Raw genomic sequence first — 21,443 nt, forward strand, 5'->3', positions numbered from 1 at the left:
GTCCCAGGGTTAGAATCTGAAAAATCCAGATCCTCCCCTGAAAAATCCCTTCAGCTTTTATTTTCCAAATACATGCCCGCATTTATGCGGTAGTCATGGGCTGTTGGGTCGAAAACATATCCTTTTACATAATCTTTCTTCACGATTGCACAGCCGTAGTAAGCCACTATGATCATGGGCTGTTCATCATAAACGATAGCTTCTACCTCATTGAACTTCTTGTAACGTTCATTCAGGTCCTTGATTTTTCTGGCTTCATTTATTAGAGAATCTACTTTCGGATTGGAATATCCAGGTCCATTATCCGTACCGTTTGTCATGTACCAGTTCGTAAGAATATATTCCGGATCAGGAACCATCGCAATATTGTAAGCTGCAAGGTAGAGATCCCAATCTCCTTTTTCCCTTCTGTCATCGATTGACCCCATTTCCATAACTTCTGTCTCTATGCCTATGCCTGCCTCCCTTAACTGGGCAGCCATAGCTTCAGCCATTGGAGGTAGTCCGGGCCTTGCAGCATAAGTCATCAGGTTGAGCTTGAGGGGTTTTCCGTCCTTATCCCTTATCCCGTCCCCATCAGTGTCCACCCAACCAGCAGCCGTCAGGAGCTCATCAGCTTTCTTAAGGTCCTGACTATAAGGTTTCAGGCTCTTATTTGCCCAGACCATAGTTGGCAGGAAAGGACCCGCAGCAGCTTCTCCTACATTATATAGCACATTTTCTGCGATATCAGACCTGTTAATGGCATAGGAAATAGCCTGCCTTACTTTTACATCTTCAAGGGGTTCATGCTTCAGATTCAGGTCAAGTTTGTAGACTCTTGGCGTTTTGTATTTCTCTACATTAATGCCGTCTATGGCGTCAATCCTGTCAGTTTCACTATAAGGTACATCGACAGTAAAGTCAACTTCTCCATTTTCAATTGCCATTGCTCTTGTGTTCGGGTCAGGTATCCCCTTAAGGATCAGTTTATCAAGCCCTACTTTTCCTCCCCACCAGTTTTCGTTCTTTACAACTGTCAGAATTCTGGTCTGTTCATCAAAGGATCCGAATTTATACGGGCCCGTTCCAACCGGTTTAACAAGCTCTCCTTTTTCATTATAAGAGGAAGGACATATTATAGCAGTATCAGGATAATGGAGAACTCCAGGAAGAATAGGGTTAATTTCTTTGGTTTTTATTTTAAGAGTATAGTCGTCAACTACTTCTATAGAGTCCATTTTGAGCATGGAAGCAACTTTCGAGTTTTCTGAGATGACTTTTTCCAAAGTGAACTTTACTTCTTTTGCAGTCATTTTGCTTCCGTCATGGAAGGTAACATTATTTCTTAGCTTAAACTCCCAGGTATTTTCATCAAGCTGTTCCCAGGAAGTTGCAAGCTCGGGCTTAAGCGAGAAATCTTCATTGGCACCAACGAGAGTTTCGGTTATTGCGGCTTTCTCGCAGATAAGGGTACCATCCCCATTAATAGGATCAATCGATTCGATGTCCCACATTTCACCAAGTACGAGTGTATTATCAGAGCCTCCTTCCGGCTGGGAGGCGTTATCCGAACCGGAGGTAACTTCCATCCCGGAAACTGCATCTCTTGTTCCATTTTCGTCTTTACTGCTGCATCCTGAAGTCGTCAGGACGGCACAGGTAAGCATGATAATTAACAATATAATCAAGGGGGAGTTTTTACATTTCATTTCAGAATCTCCATCTGCTTTTAATGGATTTTATTTTCGGCCGCAAATGAGATAGTACTGGTAACTGCGTACAATCCGTTCACCCAACGGCATCTTCTCTTTCTGGGCATCTCTTACTTCTTTCAGGTCAAAAACCTGGAGATTTTCAAAGCCTGAATTCAAAAGGTACTCCTTTACTTTTTCAAGCGGAGCTCCTCCGGAATGCGGGAGCTGGGCTTTGAGTTCATCAGAATAGCCAGAGTGCCCTTTTCGGGGGTCTTTTCTTTCAAGGAGCAGTGTCAAAAGAGCACCTGCGTTTCTTCGAACTCTGGACTCCAGTGTCCCGCTGTCCCATATTCCGTCGATAATTACGACTTTCCCATTCTTCCGCAGAACTCTTTTCCAGTTTTTCACAGCTGCTTTTGGATTTGGGAGTGTCCAGAGAAGATGACGGCTGAACACAATGTCAAAAGAAGATGTATCAAAAGGAAGGTTTTCTGCATCCCCTTCCCTAAAGGCTATGCCAGCTCCGCAGGCTTCAGCTTTTGCTTTTGCAATTTTCAGCATTTGTCCGGAAATATCAATTCCTGCGACCTCATGCCCCATCTCAGCAAACAGTAAGCTTAACTCTCCTGTCCCGCAGCCAACATCAAGAATTCTCAAGCTTTTTTCCGGGAAAACCTTCAAGAAAGCACGCTTCCAGGCATCTCTTTCTTTTTGACTCTGGATCCCATGCCCTGCATGAGTATCAAAAGTCTCGGATGCAAGATCCCATTTATGGGCTACCATCTCTTTTATCTGGATTTCTGAAGAAGACATTAACAGGTACTTAATTATCTTATGATTAATAATTTTCTATTTTGTAACACTATTTGTAATAAAACGATTTTTTAATAACATTAAATAGAGACAAATTTTATAAAAATAAGAAAAGAAAATTTATCCCCTGTTTAGTTTTCACTTCACAGTAATCGTCTCAACTGAAGCTCAGGGAAATGGCTACTGGAAGTTTTCAATGGAGGCAAAAAACTGAAAATTTTGGGAATGCAAAAAGGATATGTTTGAGTAAACACGGAGTTTTTCAGGAAACGATAGTAATGAGTAATGCAAAATTTAACGGCCATCTGCTGAAAGACCTTTGACTCAGGAAATTATATATATTAATAATAGGAAATAGGTAACCGTCTTCCTTTAAAAGTTTTATTTCAAAATTCTAATAAGGCCATAAACGTTCCGCGATCATTAATTATACCTATCCTGCGACCTTGTGTACATTTTTTACAGGATAAAACCTCCATGTTCATTATGTTTGTTCGAACATAACAGATAAATAATCAAAAGTGTGACAGGCGTTTTTATGAATCGAAAAGTATATATTATATTGCTTATCTTCCCCCTGCTTCCAGTTGTTATGCTCTGTGGATGTGTAGAAAATACGGATCAACAGACTGTACCGAACTCAAGAACCGCGCTTCAGAACTCAAGTACCGTGCAGATAACCGACATGCTGGGAAGGCAGTTAACCGTACCTGCAGAAATATCCTCGACTATAGGCACTTCTTCACCTCCCGCTATCCTTGTGTATATGCTTGCTCCGGACAAACTTGCAGGCTGGAATTCCAGGCAAAATTTCACCCATCCCTTCATGGATGAAAATTACTCAAATCTACCTGTAATAGGAAACTGGTTAGGAACCAAGACCGGAAACTATGAAACTATAATTGATATGCATCCAGACATTGTTATTGAAAGCACCTCCACGGATGGAAAAACTAATGAGGTTATAGAACGCAGGCAGGAAAATCTCGGCAGCATTCAGGTGGTGGCTATTAATGATTCTATTCTTTTTGTGACACAGTCCGATCCTACTATCGAATATGTGGGCAAGCTGCTTAATTGTGAAGCTCAGGCACGAAAACTGATTGAATTCCGCAGTTCAATCCTTAACGAGATCAACAACACTGTAAAAGATATTCCCGAGGACCAGAAAGTACGCGTTTATTATGCCGAAGGTCCAAAGGGACTGATGACCGATCCATCAGGTTCGCAACATTCTCAGGTAATTGATATTTGTGGGGGTATCAACGTTGCCGACTGTCCTCTCACTCCCGAAAGCGGCATGACCCAGGTCTCAATAGAACAGGTTATGAACTGGAATCCTCAGGTAATTATCACTTCAAATCCACAGTTCTACGCAAACGTATATTCCGACTCTCTCTGGAAAAACGTGGATGCGGTCCAGAACAAACGGGCGTATCTCGCTCCTCAAAATCCTTTTTGCTGGATTGACAGACCTCAGGGCCCTCACCTTATCCTCGGAACTGCCTGGACTGCAAAAATGCTGTATCCTGATCTTTTCGCAGATATGAACCTCTCCGAACTGACTCGTGAATTCTACTCGGAATTCTTCCACTACGACCTTAAGGATGAAGAACTTAACATACTCCTTAACCCTGCAACCGAAACCTGAGCATGGGTGAGAATTTCTCTCCAGAAATTACATGACTTTACATTTTAGGGGAAATAATGTGGGTAAATTTCGATTTTTGCCCTTTTTTCCTCTTATTAATTATTTGTCTCTGTCTAGATCCACTTTAAATAGGTACACTTTAAAATATAATGTGTATAGAACAACATTTTTCCAAACTTCAAAAAAGAGTTTCTCTATATGTCCTTTTTTAACAGGAAATTCCTATTTTCATCGATAATTTTATAAAAGACCTGTTTATATATTTTAAGTGCACAGTCCTGTTCAGTATTTATAGAGAGATATTGAGCTTTACGTATATGGAAGTGGTCGAGCTCTGGCTGGTGTTTTTTTGTGTCCGGCCGATATTAGGGTTCTAAACCTTATATTGAAATTTCACCTCAATATCACTTAAAAATAAGTAAGGTTCTGTAAAAAAGTTACCTTAAAAAAGTTACCTTAAAAAAATTACCTTAAAAGTTACCTATATAATACACTGTATCCTTCTGCGTTATGCTGGAATTTGAAGAATTTGGACTGTGCGCCTGCGAGACGAAATCACACAATAGGAATCGTTATTAAATACGAGATTTAGACAGTTAAAGGTTTGACGCTATCCACGTTTCAACCGCGTAAGTCCTGATATATAATTCCTTCAGATAACCTGATTGCCTTAAAATAATCCTGTTGGTACTTATGCTGGTATTAATATCATTAGCGTTATGTTTATTTAAACATAACGGTGAAACCTACGGTGGTGTACAAATTGAATAAAAATTCAGATGAAGAAAAACGCCAGATGGAGACGATTCTGAAGCAGGTAAAGGATCCCGAACTACGTTCACAGATTGAAAAGGTTGTCCCCTTTCACGGCTTCCTGACCTCTGGGGCATTAATCGGTATCCAGATGCTCAATATCGCAAGACGGGAACTCGATGTTCAGAACGGGGAACGCATATACGTGACCTGCGAAACGAAAAGCTGCATGCCTGACCCATTCCAGATCCTTGCCGGAGCTACCATAGGAAACAATGGATTAAAGATCATGAACTTTGGGAAAATGGCGGTCACGGTAAACAAACAGGCACCTGAAGGAGCTAACAACGTAAAAGGGATCCGAATTATTCTCGACCCTGAGAAAACAAAGGATTATCCCAAACTCCATGCCTGGTTCCTGAATACTGAAAAGCTCCCTCATGTAGAAGTTCTACCAATCCTCCTGGCTGCAGGAGAAAAAGTATATTCATGGAAGTTTGTGGACATCGAGGTTTCGGTACGCAAAAAAAAGCGGATACGGTGCTGTAAAAATTGCGGTGAAATGTTCATTCAACATGATAACGAGCTGCTGTGCGGCGGTTGCACAGAATAACGTTAAGAGGTAAGCAAATGCAAGAAGATATGCGATTGTCTGTCTTTGCCGAAAAAAAAGACAAGCAGCTAATATATTACCCCGAAAAATGCATTGGCTGCGGGACCTGCGTGCAGGCATGCCCCAAAGGTAACCTGACAGTTGGAGCTGTTGGAGCAATAACACGAGGGTTGTTGGACGCGGATTTTCTGGAAATGAAGGAAAGTGAATCCTGTCTTGTCTGTGGAATTTGCGCAAAAGTTTGTCCCACAGGTGCTCTTGAAATGAAGCAGGAAGGAAAAACTCTCACTGACATGTCCTACCTTTCAAGAGCCATGAAACCCACGTCAGTAAATGAAAACTGCGTTCACTGCGGGCTTTGTGAGGATATCTGCCCGCAAGGCTGCATTGAGGTAACCCGTGAAATTTCAGCAGATGGAAAACTGAAGCTTGTCGGAAAGACCAACATTGATACCGAATGTTGTGTCCACTGCGGCTGGTGCGCAGAAGTCTGTCCGGTTAATGCTATTTCCGTGGAAAAACCTTTTGAAGGGCGCTGGACCAGGGATGAGGATGTCTGCCAGACCTGCCATACCTGTGTGGAAGTTTGTCCTGCAAATGCCATTTTTAATAAAAAAGCTAAACCTGGAGAACGAGTCGAAAAAATAAGTCACCGTCCGGATGCCTGTATTTACTGTGGAGCCTGTGCGATTGCCTGCCCTGTTGACGCCATTGATGTCAGAAAAACTGCAATTCTACCGAATGTGGAGAAAAAGGGTGTGCTTGAGAAAAAGCTACTCGAAGCCCCTGTTCCTAATGCTATATTACGCACCTGCCTGGAAACGGATGAAGATGCATGTCTGGGCTGCGGAAACTGTGTAATTGTCTGTCCTGTGAATGCCCTTTCTGACCGTGAACTTGCAGCCGGGCACCTGAACAACATGGACGAAAAAGCTCTTCTAGGAGTTAAAAACGGGAGAATTTCAGTCATAGACCAGGATTTGTGCGGAGCAGATGGAGCCTGCGCTATGATCTGTCCTGTTAATGCGATCTGGCTTGTAAAAAGAGAGGTGAAATAAATGGCAGGAACAATTACAATCAAGAACGGATACGTCTTTGATCCCCTCAATGAAATAAATGGGGAAATTATGGATATTTTCATCAAGGACGGAAAAGTTGTAAGAGAACTTTCTGCAGCCGAAATGAAAGATGTAAAGGTTATTGATGCTTCCGGTATGACGGTCATGCCAGGAGGAGTTGACTCTCATTCTCACGTTGCAGGTGCAAAGGTTAACGCCGGCAGGTCGATGCGTCCTGAAGACCATTATAAAGCAAATCTTCAGAAGACTTCACTCACTCATTCAGGCTCAGGTTACACTGTTCCCTCTGTTTACAAACAGGGATATGATTACGCAGCAATGGGTTACACAACTGTTTTTGAAGCTGCGATTCCTCCTCTTGAAGCTCGCCATACACATGAAGAGATGCGTGCTACTCCTCTCCTTGATATGGGTGGATATCTTATACTCGGAAACAACTTCTTTTTGATGCGCTATCTCCATGATGGAGACACAGAAAAGGCTGCGGCTTATGTGGCCTGGATGATGAAAACTCACAAGTCCTATGGAATTAAATGTGTCAACCCTGCAGGAGTCGAAAACTGGGGTTGGGGTAAAAACATACACTCTCTTGATGAAGCAAACATCCATTTTGAAATTACTCCAAGGGAGACTATAAAAGGGCTTAGCGAGGTAAACGAACTCCTGGGCATGCCCGTGCCTCTTCACCTGCATGCAAATAACCTGGGACATCCTGGCTGCTGTACAATTACTGAGGATTCTCTTAAAATCCTCGATGGAGTAAAGCCCAGGCAGAACATGGATGTGGAATGGGCTGAAACCAAAATGGACCCTGCAAGGAAATGTTCCGTATACCTTGCCCACATGATGTTCAACAGTTTTGCAGGCACTACCTGGGGAGACTGTGAATCCGGAGTAAAAGAGATTGCAAACTACATCAACAACAAGGACCATGTTGTAATCGATAGTGGTTGCACGCCCTTCGGAGAAGCCACGGTTATGACAGGAGATGGACCTGCCATTCAGGATATGTACAAGCTTACAGGAAACAAATGGTCGAATACTGACGTTGAGATGGAGGGCGGATCAGGTGTTATTCCCTTCACTTACTTCAAATCCAATCCAGTACACAGCTTGCAGTGGGCAATGGGACTTGAGTGCCTCCTGCTAATCAATGACCCCTGGAAGACAATTATGACAACTGACAGCCCCAATGGTGGACCGTTTACGAAATATCCGGAGGTTATGACCTGGATCATGTCCGAGGCTTTCAGGAAACAGACCTTCAGTGAATGCCATAAGTGGGCAAACGATAGGAGTGAACTCGGAAGCATAAACAGGGAACTTTCACTCTATGATCTTGCAATCCTGACCAGAGCAAACCCTGCTAAAACAATTGGAATGGCACACAGGAAAGGTTCTCTTGGCGTAGGTGCTGATGGAGACGTTACTGTTTATAACATAAACCCACAGCAACTTGATGCAAACAACTATGAGGCTCTACTTCAGGCCTTCAGAAAGGCAGAGTACACCGTAAAGGGCGGCGAAATCGTGGCTGTTAAAGGAGAGATTGTTTCCTTACCTGAAAAGCGGACTTATTATTCCGAAGTACATGTAGAAGACGAAAAGGAAAAGGAAATGCTGACAGATGTGAAGGAATGGTTCAGGTACTACACCCTGGGCTTTGCCAACTATCCAACCCCGGAGAAATATCTGAAAAATCCGACTCCCATACAGGTTAACGTTGTGAGGTGAGGTAATGACAGAGGGAGTTCTTATTAATAAAAATGAAAACGACAGTAAGCCCGAAGGCGTAACTATAAAACCTGAATCATTTACTGGCAAAAGTGCTGGAGAAACGGAAGAAGTAACGCTTGTTCCTAAAAAAGAGATTGACATAAAACTGGAAGCAGATGTTATAACTCCTGATTCCTTTGCAGGCAAAAACTCCGAAGAAATCGGAAACCTGGCAGTCTGGCAGGGGCCAAAGACCTATCCTCTCTCTGAGTTTTTTGAAGTGACAGGCAATGCAGGCAGTTCTGCAGCTGAGACCTCCATTCGTATAAAAGGTGACGCAATGAGAGTCAAAAGGATTGGCGAAGGCATGAGCGCAGGAAAAATCGAAATTGAGGGTTCTGCTGGAATGCATGTAGGCACCGGGATGAAAGGAGGAGAGATCGTCGTTTACGGAGATGCGGATTCCTGGGCAGGCATGGAAATGATAGGCGGACTTCTGCATATTAAAGGCAATGCAGGAGACCACGTAGGCTGTGCTTACAGAGGTAAATGGCATGGTATGAAAGGCGGACGGATCCTTATCGAAGGCTCTGCACGCCACCAGCTAGGAGGCGGCATGGACGGCGGTGAAATTCTGGTAGAAGGCAATGTTGAAAGCTTCTGCGGAATCCGTCAGAACGGCGGGCTAATCTTCGTAAAAGGCAATGCTCTTCGTGGAGTAGGCGCTGAAATGGCAGGAGGCACCATAGTTATTGGGGGCAAAATTGAGCGCTTCTCCCCTGGTTTTGAATTTGTATCTATGGAAAACAGTGTCAAATCCGGTGAGACTGAGCTAATAGGCGAATTCAAGAAATTCACAGGAGACTATGCAATTAGCAAGCGGGCAAAAGGAGCGCTTTACGTGATTGCAAACTCAAACCCTGAACTCTGAGGTGAGAAGCATGGAAGTAATACTCCTTACAGGAAGTACGATTAATGAAGGCAGGCTTGCCAAAGGTGGGGACAAATTCACTGACGATTACACTATGGAATGCGCATCGTGCTGGATTTCTCCAGTAGATTTTGCATCACTCTGTTCCCCTGATAAAGTAAAAGTAACAAGCCGGAATGGAAAACATTCGATAGTAGTTTATACAAAATGCACGGATGCAGTCCAGCCAGGACAGGTGTTTATGCCAAGGGCCATCTGGTCGAATGTTATTATCGACCCTGATACCCTTTCTACGGGTTCTCCCCTCTATAAGGGTGCCCCGGTAACAATTGAGCCCACTGATGAAGAGGTCCTTAGCGCCGAAGATGTAGTATTGAAAGTTTATATCGGAGGGCAGTAAGTATGATTTACAAAAACATAGTCTGTCCGGTTTGCGGGGCGTCCTGTGATGACATCCAGGTTGAGTTCGGAGACGGAAAGATTGAAGCTAAAAACGCATGTAAAATGGGAAATGCCAAATTTCAGGAAGTTGTAAGTTCCCACAGGCTCAGGCAGCCACTTAAAAAGAATGAAGGAAAATTGACACCTGCAACCTGGGATGAAGCTCTTGAGAAAGCTGCCGATATTCTTGTTTCGGCAAAACGTCCCCTGCTTTTCATGGGCAGTGAGACCTCCTGCGAAGCACATGAAATAGGGCTCAAGATAGGAGAATACCTTGGTGCAATTGTCGATTCCAATGCTACGATCTGCCACGGCCCAACTGCTATGGGAATCCAGGAATCCGGAAAAGTCGGTGCAACCGAAGGGCAAAAGAAAAACAGGGCCGACCTCTTAATTTACTGGGGAACCAATCCTCTTGAATCCATGCCAAGACAGATGTCAAGGTATGCTGTTTTCCCTAGAGGTTACTGGACAAAACGCGGGCGTTTTGACAGGACAGTTATCACTGTAGACCCTAGAAGAACTCCAACAGCTGAAGCTTCCGACCTGCACGTACAGCTCAAACCGGGGTCGGACTACGAACTGATCAGTGCACTTATGACTTTGCTTCACGGAAAACCTCCTCATCCGTCGGTAGAAGAGATCACCGGAGTTTCCATTCCTGTTATGGAAGAAATGCTCGATATGATGAAGAACTGCACCTTCGGAGCTATTTCAGCGGGACTCGGGCTTTCCTCATCCATCGGAAAACACAGAAATGCCGAAATTGCCATGAATTTCGTAAAGGAAATGAATAATTATTCCAAATTCACCCTTGGAGCTCTCCGTGGCCACTGTAATGTGGCAGGCTTTAACCAGGTGGCTTCCTATATGTACGGTTACCCCTTCGGGCTTGACTTCACACGTGGGCACCCTCGTTATAATCCAGGAGAGTTTACAACCGTAGACGTGCTGCGAGAAAGAGATGTGGATGCAGCTTTTGTAATGTGTGCTGACCTTGTCTGTCACATTCCTGCAGATTGCGCATCTTACCTCGCTGAAATGCCTATGGTTTGTCTGGATATTGCACCCTGCCCGACAGTAACTGCTTCGGATATCGTACTTCCTGGAGTCATTGACGCTATGGAATGTGACGGAACCTTCTACAGGCTCGATGATGTGGCAGTGCACTTTGAACCTTTCACAAGTTCACCTTTCGAGTTCACGAAGAGCAATGAAGACACTTTAAAACAGCTCTTTGAGAAGATCAAGGCAAGGAAGTAATATTTTCCATTTTTCTTTCTGCACATAAGCTGAAAGAAAAACAATTTTTAAGGGAGGAGTATTTCTCTCCCACTCCTTTTCTCGAAATTTACGGTGGCAAGCAACAGGTAGGAAAATAGAACATAGAAGTACTGCAAGTGATGGAGTCTAAAAATGTACAGTCTTACTTCTGTGCTTCCAGAGCTCTTTGCCGCTTAACGAATCTAACTCCCATCTCAAAGGCCTTTTTACAGTCGTGCGGAAACACTTCTTTTCGCCTTTTTGCTTTTTCTTCGGGATCAAATCTATCTGCAACATACTTTGAATAGTCATCAAACTGGTATGTATCGGTACTATATAGTGATTCGGAATATCCAAAGATTCTCTTCGTAAAATTTTCGTTTAGTTCTATGGTTTTCCTGAGCCCTAACATATCGAAGTATTCTTCCTTTACCCCCATTGTGTAGATAAAACCAACAGGAGTATTTTTCGGATAGAGCGAGGGCAGATTATTGGAATACGTCAGGTATGGAAACACATAGCGTTCCATGAACGACCTCATCTCGCCTGTTGAGTTTCCAAGATAGATGGGTGAACCCAGGATCACTGCATCTACATCTTTCAACTTCTCAAGCACAGGTGTCAGCTCATCCTCCATTGCACATTTTCCATAACTTTTTCCACCCTTTAATTTACAGGAAAAGCAACTTGTGCAGCCTTTAAAGTTGAAGTCATACAGGTGGATTAACTCGACTTCTGCGCCTTCAGAATTTGCACCTTCAAGAGCTTTTTCCAGTAGAGTAGCTGTATTCCATTTCTTTCGAGGGCTTCCGTTTATCGCTATTACTTTCATGATTTGTACCTCTTTTTTATTTCTTTTAAATTAGTTTTTTAACATCTCAAACAGACTTCAATATGGCACTGTCAAGTGTACGGAGGCTGAACATTTCATAGGCTCAACAATAGTTGGAGAAATTTCGTAATCCAATATACCTGACAGTACAAATATTTACAGTTAGAGATAACCTTCTATAACTTATTTTACCTGGAGATTAATATTTTACCTTGTTAATATATTAATTAGAAGAACTCTTGTAACAATGTATCCAATAAGTATGTATTGAGGAATTTTACGTGAAATCTGAAAAAGAGTCGAAATGCAACGTAAATGAGTATGTTGAAGTATTTGGAAGTAAGTGAAATCTCCTTATAATCTCACATTTGCGAGAAAATACTCTTTGATACACAGAACTACAAAAAATAATGTATGGAATCAATGCTAAAACGATAACAACGTATCTCAGAAAAAAATCGAAAAGGCACTTCTTCCTGTTCTTGAGGCGATGTTAGAATGGAGCAAAAAAATCCCTTGGTAAAAATGACTAATAATGAAGAGAATGATAAAACAGAAATTTAACTCCAATATAAACTGAGCACTAAAACTTTTGGGATTACGACAGTTCTCGAGATAAAATTATAATGAATATGCAAGAAATGAAAAAAGTATTGTCATCTTCATCAAAAGTTAACTGCTTCACTAGAAAATAAATATCTTTTTTGATCCTTCTAGCTCCGATTCAAACCATTCTTGAGTCAGAAATCGTAGATATTAGGATAATTGTCAATGAGAATTGGATTGACTCTGTATCCTTTTTATCCTTTCCTCCTTCCATGACTTTGCGCATATTTTTCTTTCAATATCAAACGAATGTCATAACTGCGACCGTAGTTGAAGTTTAAGTAATTCTTTAATATGTAAGGGTGCATTTATAACTTGCTAGAACTGGCTGAATCACCAGTTAACAAAGCAATTAAACAAGGAGTATGTGAAAATGCCGCAGGAAAATAAAAACGATAAGCTTTATTACGTTATTATTGCGCTATCAGTTGTTCTCGTGCTAATGTCAGCAACAACATATGCCATTTCACAGAGTGGAACCGAAAAGAATACGGAAAACACTATTTCCGTTAGTGGATATGCTGAACAGAAAGTTATCCCTGACACGGCAACATTGAACATCGGTGCTGTAATTCAATCTGAAACTGCAAAGGAAGCAGCAGATAAAAATGCAGCCCTTATGAGTGCTGTAATAGCAGAACTCAAAGCAATAGGACTGCAGGACAAGGAAATACGGACATCCTACGTTTCCGTGTCCCCAGTATACAACTATGATGCGAATGATACACAAACAATCAAAGGTTACTCTGCGTCCAACAGTGTTCAGATCACAACCAAAAATCTTGACAACCTTAGTGAGATCATTGACAGGTCTACAGCCGCCGGAGCTAATGATATTGGAAGCATTTCGTTCTCGGTATCCGATGAAAAGCAAAAACAGCTTCGTGAAGAACTGATGAATGAAGCAGTGGCAGATGCATCCTCTAAAGCCACTACGCTTGCTAAGAGCCTGGGGACTGAGATAACTGGCGTATATACCTTATCTGTAAGTGAAAACAGCGGCTCCAGAGTAAATGCCGAATACGATATGGCAACAACAGCAAAGGGAGCAGTGTCCACCCCAATTCAGCCAGGCGAATCTACTGTTTCAATGTCAGTACAGGCCATGTACCACATTGAATAAGGAATTCGGACTAAATAATTTGAGCACTGAAGCATATAATGATCAGAAGTTGCAGATAAAAAATGTCATTTGCAACTTCTCAGATCAATGCGTATTCTATTTATTATCTATCGGTTGATGCCTATGGTCTTCTCTTTTTACTTTTTATATATGATTTTCTGAGATTGCAATGTAATTGCAACAAAACGCATCCTTTTTGCTCTGCTCTCCGAATTGCAACTAAAGATTACGCAGTTCTTTTCGCCTCGCTCAAGAGAACTTATTTTTCATTTTATTCGCATTTTCTGAATTCAATATTATCTTCACAGTACTGACACAGCTTTTGGACAGAATGCAGCCAAAGTAGGTAGAAAAAGTATCCTTTAAAGATTCTCTTTTTAAGTACATGAATATCGAAACATAAAAAGTTAAAAAGTATTTTATGCTCCTCCAATGTTTTTAGTAAGGAACTTTCATGGTTGAGCTCTGAAGCCAATAGCATAAGACATCAAACTGCTTAATATATTTCATTTTACCTGCAAAATGAAAGTTATATGACACCTTCTGCAAATGTGACCGTACTGTCCTGGAAGTGACTAAATTTTACAGCAGGAGTTACAAATTATGAAGTTACAAATTATGAAGTTACAAATTATGAAGTTACAAATTATGAAAAGTGAAGATACAAAGAAGTTATAAATTATGGAAAGTGAAAATACAAAGAAGTTACAAATTGCAATATTTGCTTCTCACACAGGAACCAATATGCAAGCGATTATTGATGCTTGCAGAAGAGGGGATTTGAATGGGGAAGTATGTGCTGTTATAAGCAATAACTCAAATTCGCAAGCCTTGGAGAAGGCAAGAACATCGAGAGTTCGTGCATATCATCTAAGTAATAAAACACATCCAGAAGAAGATGAACTAGATGAAGCAATATATAAAGTACTAACTGAAAGTGGCACAAATATAGTTGTCCTTGCAGGATACATGAAAAAGATAGGACCTAAGGTTTTGAAACAGTACAAAGGACGTATACTCAACATTCATCCTTCACTTTTGCCCAAATATGGTGGCAAAGGAATGTACGGAAGCAACGTACACAGAGCTGTTATTGATGCAGGAGAGAAAATTACAGGGGTTACAATCCATTTGGTAGAAGAGGAATATGACACAGGAAAAATAATTAGGCAATGTGAGATTGAAGTTCTGGAAAGTGATACAATAGATACCCTGTCAAAAAGAGTACTTGAAAAAGAGAACTCCTTCTATGTGGAAACTTTGAAACTAATAAGCGAAAACGTAATTAAATTGCAGTGATTGAGATAGCAGTGAATTTGCTGTTTTTATGTTATATTACTTCTGTCAGGTGGTCTTGTTCTGCAATATAGTTTCACTGAGCTGATATTATCGCATGGCATTACCCATAGGGTTTTCATTGTCTACCTTAAAGGCCACAATACTATCATTTGATCCTGAACTACCTGAACTATCTTTACTGCCTAACTATCCTTACTGCTTAAACCATCTTTACTGCCTAACTATCCTTACTGCTTAAACCATCTTTACTGCCTAACTATCCTTACTGCTTAAACCATCTTTACTGCCTAACTATCTTTACTGCCTGAACTATCTTTACTGCCTGAACTATCGGCGCTGGTGTCAAAAGAGTAAATGATATTGCACTAAACTCATTTCCGTTATCTAATTATGTATTGAGTGTTTGTAAAATGGAGCATATAACGGAGTTTAGAGTGGTGGACATAATTACTGCTTGCAGCAGGCCGCATCCGTATGAGTTTGATTTTTAAAACTCCAAAGCCTCTGAAGTTCGGGACATTATTGCATGATATTTGTATTCATAATACATTGATTTTACAAAAGTAGCCTCAAAATTGTATTTTTCGGCTATTTTTTTTATTGCATTGGGGTTATGGGAAAAACCGAGAATGTCTTTTGGGTGATTGTTCAAGCTTGCAGATAACATAACTTTAAATTCAAAACCAACTTTGCGTAAAATATTCAAGAAACCTGCGTCTTGTGAGAACAGCCCTATTTTCCATAATGGGTATAATCGGGGGTCCAGTATGTCGAACAAGACAATTTTACCCCCTTTATTAAGGTAATTTGATGCATTAAAGATAAAACTGTCAATTTCTTGGAATGTCAAATACTGAACCACTCCAGCTGCGGTTATTCGATCAAAGGAGCAATCAAGTTTCTCCCAGACAGTTTTATCATCAGCCTGAATTAACGATATATTCCCACATTTTCTGTCCCTAACTTTTTTGCTTGCTTCATCAAGCATGGATGTGGAAAAGTCAACTCCTACGAGCTGTTCATATTTCGGCGCATAATAAACCAGGAGTTCACCTGCACCGCATCCAAAGTCAAGCAGGGTTTTACCACCATCCAGATGGAACAGTTTTTCCTTAGCTTCCATGGAAATAAATTCCTCAGCTGAAGATCTATGGCCACCGTCTCTCCGATCTGCGAAAAATTCTACCCAAAAATCCTTTAATTTGGATACGTTTTTTTCATTCTCCCCGAACATAACTGTTATCCTAAATTTTACTTTTTTTATATATTTTCCCTAATAATATTCCTAAAACGAGTTATTATTTTAAGGTTTATAAAGCTTATTCCGTGATTTATCCATAGTCTCATCACTTTCCAATAGAAAAAAGCATGTTAATTAGTTATATCTAATTTAAACGATTAATAGTTTTTAATTTTCATTTTTAACAGTTTTTGTTCCTTTTTTGTGTTTAAATTAAATTAGTAAAAACATAGCCCTATTTTATTTTTTCATCAGAAAAAATCGCAATTCTATTCTTTAGCGCCATACTTTGCAGCTAGCTATATTAAGTATGACCAAATACAAACTTGAGTCTAAATTGGGATATAATTCTTTTAAAAAGCCATTATTTATCTTAATTAATAGAAAAAAGGAAAATAAACTCTAGTTTGATAGTGAGTTTAAAAGAACCCTGGTTAAAATTATATTCCAAAGTTTGATTAGTTCTTAAAAGTCCCTACAACAGGATAGCCTTTTAATATTTTAGCTCCGTGTGGTGTTTTGTCCATTTTTCCAGTAAGATCTGTCCCAGCATTGCATCCTTTATGACTGCCATTTTTCCAAAGATCATTATCAGAGACATCATAGACCTGCCCTTCATAGGCAATGTATGCTATTCCGTTTTTACCATTGTATTCTGCAAGTTCTTCAAGTGTATATTCTTTCGTTTTCGATTTATCAGTCACATTTTGCGTTTCAGTTGTACTTTGTATCTCAATCGCCGTTTCTCCAGCTGGAGTAGATACTTCAATTGGAGTTACAACCTCTCCTGGAGTTCCTGTTTCGTTTGGAACTCCAGGTTCATTTCCCGAGCATCCTATTGCGAGGAATATGCTGAACAACAGTACCAATATAATAAGTGCTTTCCTCACTATTTCACCCATACAGTATAGTTATGTATCCTGAAATGATTTCGCAGATTCAAAAACAGTTGAAAGTTCAGTTAATGATACAAAAACAAGCGATGCGAAAATGAAAAGTTAAGTAAATTCCAGTTATATTTCTAGCACATTAAAATTGTATAAAATGAGATAAAGTTAAAAGTGAAGTAAAATGGAGATGGTATACGGAGATAGCGTGCTAAGAGTTTTGCAAAATATGTTTTCTGCATATTTTTTAATAATTTATATAATTTTGATATATATAGAGTAATTCTAATCACAATGATAAATATTAATTTGGAATAATTTTAATATTAGACGTTACCTTTTTATCATACTACTAACTAAACGTTTGTTCCAAGAGAATCATTTTTTATATATTAAAAAAGAATTTTCTTTCGTGGTAGCATGTTGCTCTTTGGACATATTGGTGTTACACTTGGAATATTTTTTGTATTTTCATATATTGCACCACAGTTAAAAACTATTATAGACAAAAGATATCTAGCTATTGGAGCTCTTTTGCCTGATTTGATAGATAAACCATTAGGAATGATTGTCTTTGCATCAACTATTTCAAACGGACGCATGATAAGTCATACATTATTATTTTCTTTTACTATCTTCCTGATAGGCTTATACTTCTACGATAAAAGAAACGAGATCGCAATTATTTCCCTTGCTTCAGGTTCTTTTTTCCATCTTATGGAAGATCAGATGTGGAATACGCCAAATACCTTATTCTGGCCTCTACTTGGATGGAGTTTTCCAAAAGATAATATTGCTGATGGGGTTGCATTTTTATTAATGCTATTCAAAAAATCTTTTACACTTAACTTTTCGCAAGGTTTTGCTCTTGACCACACTTTCATTCCAGAGCTACTAGGAATGATAGTAATAGTAATTTTTACTTTAAATTGGTTAAAAAACAAATTGAGCAAAGCAAGCTCTGAAGACGAGGAAATAAAAAAAGAAATTACTAAAAAACCGACAATAGGAACAAACGTGCTTTATATAGCAGGTTTCCTGGTGTTTGGACTACTTTCTGTAAGAGCCATTATAGCACTTTAAGATTTTAATCGAGATTTTAACTGAGACTTATGGAATAAATGAGATACAAAACTTTCAAATTCAAGAACTAAAACCTAAATTTATTTACTTACTTATTTATTTATTTACTTACTTATTGACTCAGTACCAAAACCTAGTGATGAATTTAAATTTCAAAACCACTAGGTTTTGTAATTAGTCATAATCCTTGTGACATAACTTAAAAATTGAAGTCTTTAGATGTCGAATATTGATTTTGATGATAACTGGACTCTTCTTGCTAACTCAGGTCTTCAATTAAAAAATACGAAAATCACTGGATTTTGGAACAGAGTCAGAACAAAGCAACACTGATGACATATATATCCGAGAAGTTTCTTCTGAAAGTGATTTAGAAGAAAGCTTGCGGACTGTAAAGACTTCTTTCCTAACTATAACAAAAAATTTTAATCTTACCGAAAAGGATAATCCTTCAAGTCCTGCTTTTACTAATATTACTAAGCTTAAAGAAATGAAAGTAAACAGCATAAAGATGTACGGTTTATACGTTGGAGTTAAACAGGAGGGTTTTGTGGCAATTGAGAAAGCAAACGATGAGGTTTTTTATATGGAGAGATTAGCGGTTCATCCGGATTCGAGACACAAAGGGCTACGGAAGAAATCTGATAGACTTTGTAGTTGAATATGCTAAACAAAATGGGGGGAAGAAAGTCTCAATTGGAATCATAAATGAGAATGAAAAGCTAAAGAACTGGTATAAGAAATATGGGTTTAAGGAAACGGGCTTAAAAAATTTGAACATATGTCTTTTACTGTTTGTTTTATGGAGAAGGTTCTTCTATAAACACACAGAGTCACTGGTTATTACTTCATCGGTGTTTCCCTTCCCACTTCACTCAAAAGGATTCGTCCTCATTCGCTTCTTCTGAACGCTACCTTTTCCCCGCAATGCTTATGCAACTTCTTTGTCCCTCCTGCTTCGCTGCCCGAGTTCCGCTTCGGGAGCACGATGTCTGTTTTGTTATTCTGTGCTTCGCTCAAACAGACTTATTTTTGGTTTATTTGTTTTCTAAATGCTATCTTCTCTCCACAATGCTTGTGCAACTTCTTCGTCCCTCCTGCTTCGCTGACAATGGTAAGCATAGTCATAGGATCAATAATTTGGGTTCCCATTACTGCAGTAATTCCCCTCTCGAAAAACGGAGCAGGGTAAAGAGGAGCGCTTGGACCGAGCAGAACAACTTCCCTTGCTGTACCCCTTAAGGAAATAAGTTCATCAAAAGTCCTGTTGGCAAGAGTACTTGCACTGAGAATGATTACATCCGATGCAGGTAGAACTTCTCTGGCTTTTTCCGAGGACAGAGTCAGGGTTTTAGGAGATTCGATTTCACGCTTTTCGAGAATTATGAGTTTATTTGTTATTTTCAGGATTTTAGGAACAAGAGGACCAAAATATCCTATCATTGCAACCCTGTCTTCGGGTTTTATAAGGTCGAGGATATCTATGTTTGATGGCAGGAAATTTTCAGGTTTGATATCCCGCAGCATGTGAGAAAGAGCATTTGCAGTTGCAATTCCGACTGCGGCTTCAAGAGGATTTTCCGACAGAGCAAGTTCGAGCATTTTGTCCGCAGTTTTACCTTTCAGAAAGCCTGAAAACCCAAGAGCGGGACAGCCTGAAAACTCGTAAAGTGGGGTGCAGGCAACACCCCCGTAGTTTTCTTGGAGCAGGACTCCGGTATAAGCAAGCCCTATCCTGACATCCTTTACTTCAATTTCCTTAAGATCAGGGCCCAGGTCGCTTTTAAGAGCATTCACCAGGGAGAGCAGAATTTCAGTTCCTTTTTTAGTTTTTTCCGCCTTATTTATTTCCACCTTATTTATTTCCACCTTATTTATTTCCGCCTTATTTATTTTCACTTTATTTCTTTCCACTTTGTTTCTTTCCACTTTGTTTCTTTCCACTTTGTTTCCTTCCACTTTCAATCCATTTTTTCCTATTCTTCTTTATTTGCCGAAAATTTTATTTTTTTGGAAGATTCTTTTTGGTACGCTACTACCTTTTTATTTTTTTATATTCTTTCGATTTTCGTGGTGAAGTCAAGGGGATTTGCGTAATAGGGAGCGCTTATAACGATAATGTCTACAAAAGGAGCGTATTCAGGAATCATGGACGCTTTAATTCCCCCTACTGCAAGTTCAAGCTTCGGATTAAGTTTCTTAAGTTCTGGCCCGAGTTCCTGCAGTTCTTTCGGAGAAAGGTGGTCAAGAAGCATAATATCCGACATTCCAACGTATTTGAACGCTTCATCTCTAGTTCTGGGCTCGATTTCTATCTTTTTCATAGCCCTGAGTTTTCCAAGTTCTCCCGCAACTTCCAGGTGGTTCTGGCTAATCTGGATGGAATCGCTTAGGGAGTTTCTATGGATGTCTCCTCCACCTGCACGGACGGCTTTAAGCTCAAATACCCGTGATCCTGGATGAGTCTTCCGGCTTGTTGCAATGATGAAATCAGGGTTTGCCTTTCGGCCTGCACTTACCATAGAGGCTGTTTCTGTGGCAATTGCACACATAATGGTGAGGAAAGTTTGGGACACCCTCCAGAATCTGAACAGGAGTTTTATGTCTCCTTCAGCTTCCAAAACTGAATCCTCAGGTTCGAAAGCCTTTCCATCTCGAAGATAATTCCGAATTTTCAGGCCTTTTCTCTCATAATAATCTGCCAGGTCACCGGCGCAGGCACAGATTCCGCTTTCTCTTGAGATAATCCTCATTTTTCCCCTACCTTCAAGCTTGAGCAGCTCTGCGCTTTCATCCTGATAGGGACAATCTTCGTAAAAATAAAGTTCAAAAAGGTCTATCATGTTTTGCCTCAAAAATTTCCTTCATAAATTTATGCTTTTTTTCATTTTTCTTTACTGACGGTTTTTCGCATCAATCTAATATCAATTTCGTATCAGTCTCGCATTAGTCTCGCATCAGTCTGCATCAGTTTCGTATCAGTTTCGTATCAGTTTTGTAGTTTCGTGTTAATTTCGTATTAATTTCGTATCAGTTTTGTATCAATCTCTTTGCTCCGACATATGTTCACTTTACTTCGAGTTCTATTAAATCTAATTCCTGATTACTTTCCTCTTAGTATCCTGACATTTACAGCTTTGAACAAGCGCAATCTTCTTTTCCGAACTCCTTAAAGACTGTTGGGAAAAACTCAGCTCTATATTCTTGTATGGACTTCTTACGATATGTTTGAACATACATAACGGTTAATATAGGTTTTTATAAAAAAGTACAGTGGGAAATATCATTAAAAATTATAGAGAAGTTTAGACTAATTTCTAGTTAAAAAAGTTAAAAAGAAAGAAAGAAAGAAAGAAAGATTTAAATTGAATTTAAAGATCAACCTAGCTTCGGCAGGTTAACGCAACTAGAGGTATATATTTTCATATTCCTCTCCC

19 protein-coding genes are annotated in these 21,443 nt (G+C 40.0%); 11 read left to right on the plus strand and 8 right to left on the minus strand.

Annotated elements, in window-relative coordinates; genetic code table 11:
* Nucleotides 1-50: 50 nt before the first annotated feature.
* Both ASJ81_RS19055 and ASJ81_RS19060 read right to left on the minus strand, forming a co-directional pair.
* A complete protein-coding gene (locus tag ASJ81_RS19055) occupies nt 51-1,691 on the minus strand; it encodes an ABC transporter substrate-binding protein (protein ID WP_095645733.1) in 1,641 nt (546 codons plus the stop codon).
* Between the two features lie 30 nt (nt 1,692-1,721).
* Nucleotides 1,722-2,489, minus strand: coding sequence for a class I SAM-dependent methyltransferase (locus tag ASJ81_RS19060; RefSeq protein ID WP_095645734.1), 768 nt, complete (start codon nt 2,487-2,489; stop codon nt 1,722-1,724).
* A gap of 538 nt (nt 2,490-3,027) precedes the next feature.
* Between ASJ81_RS19060 and ASJ81_RS19065 the strand changes: the two genes are divergently transcribed.
* The 7 genes from ASJ81_RS19065 to ASJ81_RS19095 all read left to right on the plus strand — a co-directional run bounded on the left by ASJ81_RS19065 (nt 3,028) and on the right by ASJ81_RS19095 (nt 10,936).
* Complete coding sequence (locus tag ASJ81_RS19065) at nt 3,028-4,140, plus strand: iron ABC transporter substrate-binding protein (RefSeq protein WP_095645735.1); 1,113 nt, start codon at nt 3,028-3,030, stop codon at nt 4,138-4,140.
* Nucleotides 4,141-4,894: 754 nt separating this feature from the next.
* Nucleotides 4,895-5,506 (plus strand): FmdE family protein, encoded by a 612-nt coding sequence (locus ASJ81_RS19070; protein WP_245860327.1) that lies wholly within the window; start codon nt 4,895-4,897, stop codon nt 5,504-5,506.
* A 17-nt stretch (nt 5,507-5,523) separates the two neighbouring features.
* Nucleotides 5,524-6,564 carry a 4Fe-4S binding protein gene (locus tag ASJ81_RS19075; protein ID WP_095645737.1) on the plus strand — a complete coding sequence of 347 codons (1,041 nt, stop codon included), beginning with the start codon at nt 5,524-5,526 and terminating at the stop codon, nt 6,562-6,564.
* Nucleotides 6,565-8,319: a formylmethanofuran dehydrogenase subunit A gene (locus ASJ81_RS19080; protein WP_095645738.1), complete on the plus strand. Its 1,755-nt coding sequence runs from the start codon at nt 6,565-6,567 to the stop codon at nt 8,317-8,319.
* Nucleotides 8,320-8,323: 4 nt separating this feature from the next.
* On the plus strand, nt 8,324-9,232 hold the full coding sequence (locus tag ASJ81_RS19085) for a formylmethanofuran dehydrogenase subunit C (protein ID WP_095645739.1): 909 nt from the start codon (nt 8,324-8,326) through the stop codon (nt 9,230-9,232).
* Nucleotides 9,233-9,242: 10 nt separating this feature from the next.
* Entirely contained in the window at nt 9,243-9,632 is a 390-nt protein-coding gene (locus tag ASJ81_RS19090; RefSeq protein ID WP_095645740.1) for a molybdopterin dinucleotide binding domain-containing protein, read from the plus strand.
* Nucleotides 9,633-9,634: 2 nt separating this feature from the next.
* Nucleotides 9,635-10,936 (plus strand): formylmethanofuran dehydrogenase subunit B, encoded by a 1,302-nt coding sequence (locus tag ASJ81_RS19095; RefSeq protein WP_095645741.1) that lies wholly within the window; start codon nt 9,635-9,637, stop codon nt 10,934-10,936.
* A 163-nt stretch (nt 10,937-11,099) separates the two neighbouring features.
* On the opposite strand, the gene ASJ81_RS19100 is transcribed toward ASJ81_RS19095, so the two are convergent.
* Nucleotides 11,100-11,768 carry a flavodoxin family protein gene (locus ASJ81_RS19100; protein WP_095645742.1) on the minus strand — a complete coding sequence of 223 codons (669 nt, stop codon included), beginning with the start codon at nt 11,766-11,768 and terminating at the stop codon, nt 11,100-11,102.
* Between the two features lie 979 nt (nt 11,769-12,747).
* Here ASJ81_RS19100 and ASJ81_RS19105 point away from each other — a divergent pair.
* Nucleotides 12,748-13,497 (plus strand): SIMPL domain-containing protein, encoded by a 750-nt coding sequence (locus ASJ81_RS19105; RefSeq protein WP_095645743.1) that lies wholly within the window; start codon nt 12,748-12,750, stop codon nt 13,495-13,497.
* Between the two features lie 681 nt (nt 13,498-14,178).
* The gene (gene purN, locus ASJ81_RS19110) at nt 14,179-14,796 is read left to right on the plus strand and encodes a phosphoribosylglycinamide formyltransferase (protein ID WP_095645744.1); all 618 of its coding nucleotides are present in this window, start codon (nt 14,179-14,181) and stop codon (nt 14,794-14,796) included.
* 487 nt (nt 14,797-15,283) lie between these two features.
* Here the strand turns inward: purN and ASJ81_RS19115 are convergent, their stop codons facing one another.
* The gene (locus ASJ81_RS19115; RefSeq protein ID WP_095645745.1) at nt 15,284-16,030 is read right to left on the minus strand and encodes a class I SAM-dependent methyltransferase; all 747 of its coding nucleotides are present in this window, start codon (nt 16,028-16,030) and stop codon (nt 15,284-15,286) included.
* Between the two features lie 464 nt (nt 16,031-16,494).
* Nucleotides 16,495-16,938: a cytochrome b5 domain-containing protein gene (locus tag ASJ81_RS24475; protein WP_170943406.1), complete on the minus strand. Its 444-nt coding sequence runs from the start codon at nt 16,936-16,938 to the stop codon at nt 16,495-16,497.
* A gap of 405 nt (nt 16,939-17,343) precedes the next feature.
* On the opposite strand from ASJ81_RS24475, the gene ASJ81_RS19125 reads away from it, so the two are divergent.
* Together ASJ81_RS19125 and ASJ81_RS24720 are read left to right on the plus strand one after the other, a co-directional pair.
* Nucleotides 17,344-18,006, plus strand: a complete 663-nt coding sequence (locus tag ASJ81_RS19125; protein WP_095645746.1) for a metal-dependent hydrolase — start codon at nt 17,344-17,346, stop codon at nt 18,004-18,006.
* A gap of 644 nt (nt 18,007-18,650) precedes the next feature.
* On the plus strand, nt 18,651-18,914 hold the full coding sequence (locus tag ASJ81_RS24720) for a hypothetical protein (protein WP_369334798.1): 264 nt from the start codon (nt 18,651-18,653) through the stop codon (nt 18,912-18,914).
* Here the strand turns inward: ASJ81_RS24720 and ASJ81_RS24335 are convergent.
* The 3 genes from ASJ81_RS24335 to ASJ81_RS19140 all read right to left on the minus strand — a co-directional run bounded on the left by ASJ81_RS24335 (nt 18,898) and on the right by ASJ81_RS19140 (nt 20,849).
* Entirely contained in the window at nt 18,898-19,026 is a 129-nt protein-coding gene (locus ASJ81_RS24335; RefSeq protein WP_275112591.1) for a hypothetical protein, read from the minus strand. The two genes, ASJ81_RS24720 and ASJ81_RS24335, sit on opposite strands and share 17 nt — an antisense overlap.
* A gap of 6 nt (nt 19,027-19,032) precedes the next feature.
* Nucleotides 19,033-19,950, minus strand: a complete 918-nt coding sequence (locus ASJ81_RS19135) for a Rossmann-like domain-containing protein (RefSeq protein ID WP_245860325.1) — start codon at nt 19,948-19,950, stop codon at nt 19,033-19,035.
* Nucleotides 19,951-20,057: 107 nt separating this feature from the next.
* Nucleotides 20,058-20,849 (minus strand): nicotinate-nucleotide pyrophosphorylase, encoded by a 792-nt coding sequence (locus ASJ81_RS19140; protein ID WP_095645747.1) that lies wholly within the window; start codon nt 20,847-20,849, stop codon nt 20,058-20,060.
* Nucleotides 20,850-21,443: the final 594 nt, after the last annotated feature.

The organism is Methanosarcina spelaei, from assembly GCF_002287235.1.
GTDB classification, from domain to species: domain Archaea; phylum Halobacteriota; class Methanosarcinia; order Methanosarcinales; family Methanosarcinaceae; genus Methanosarcina; species Methanosarcina spelaei.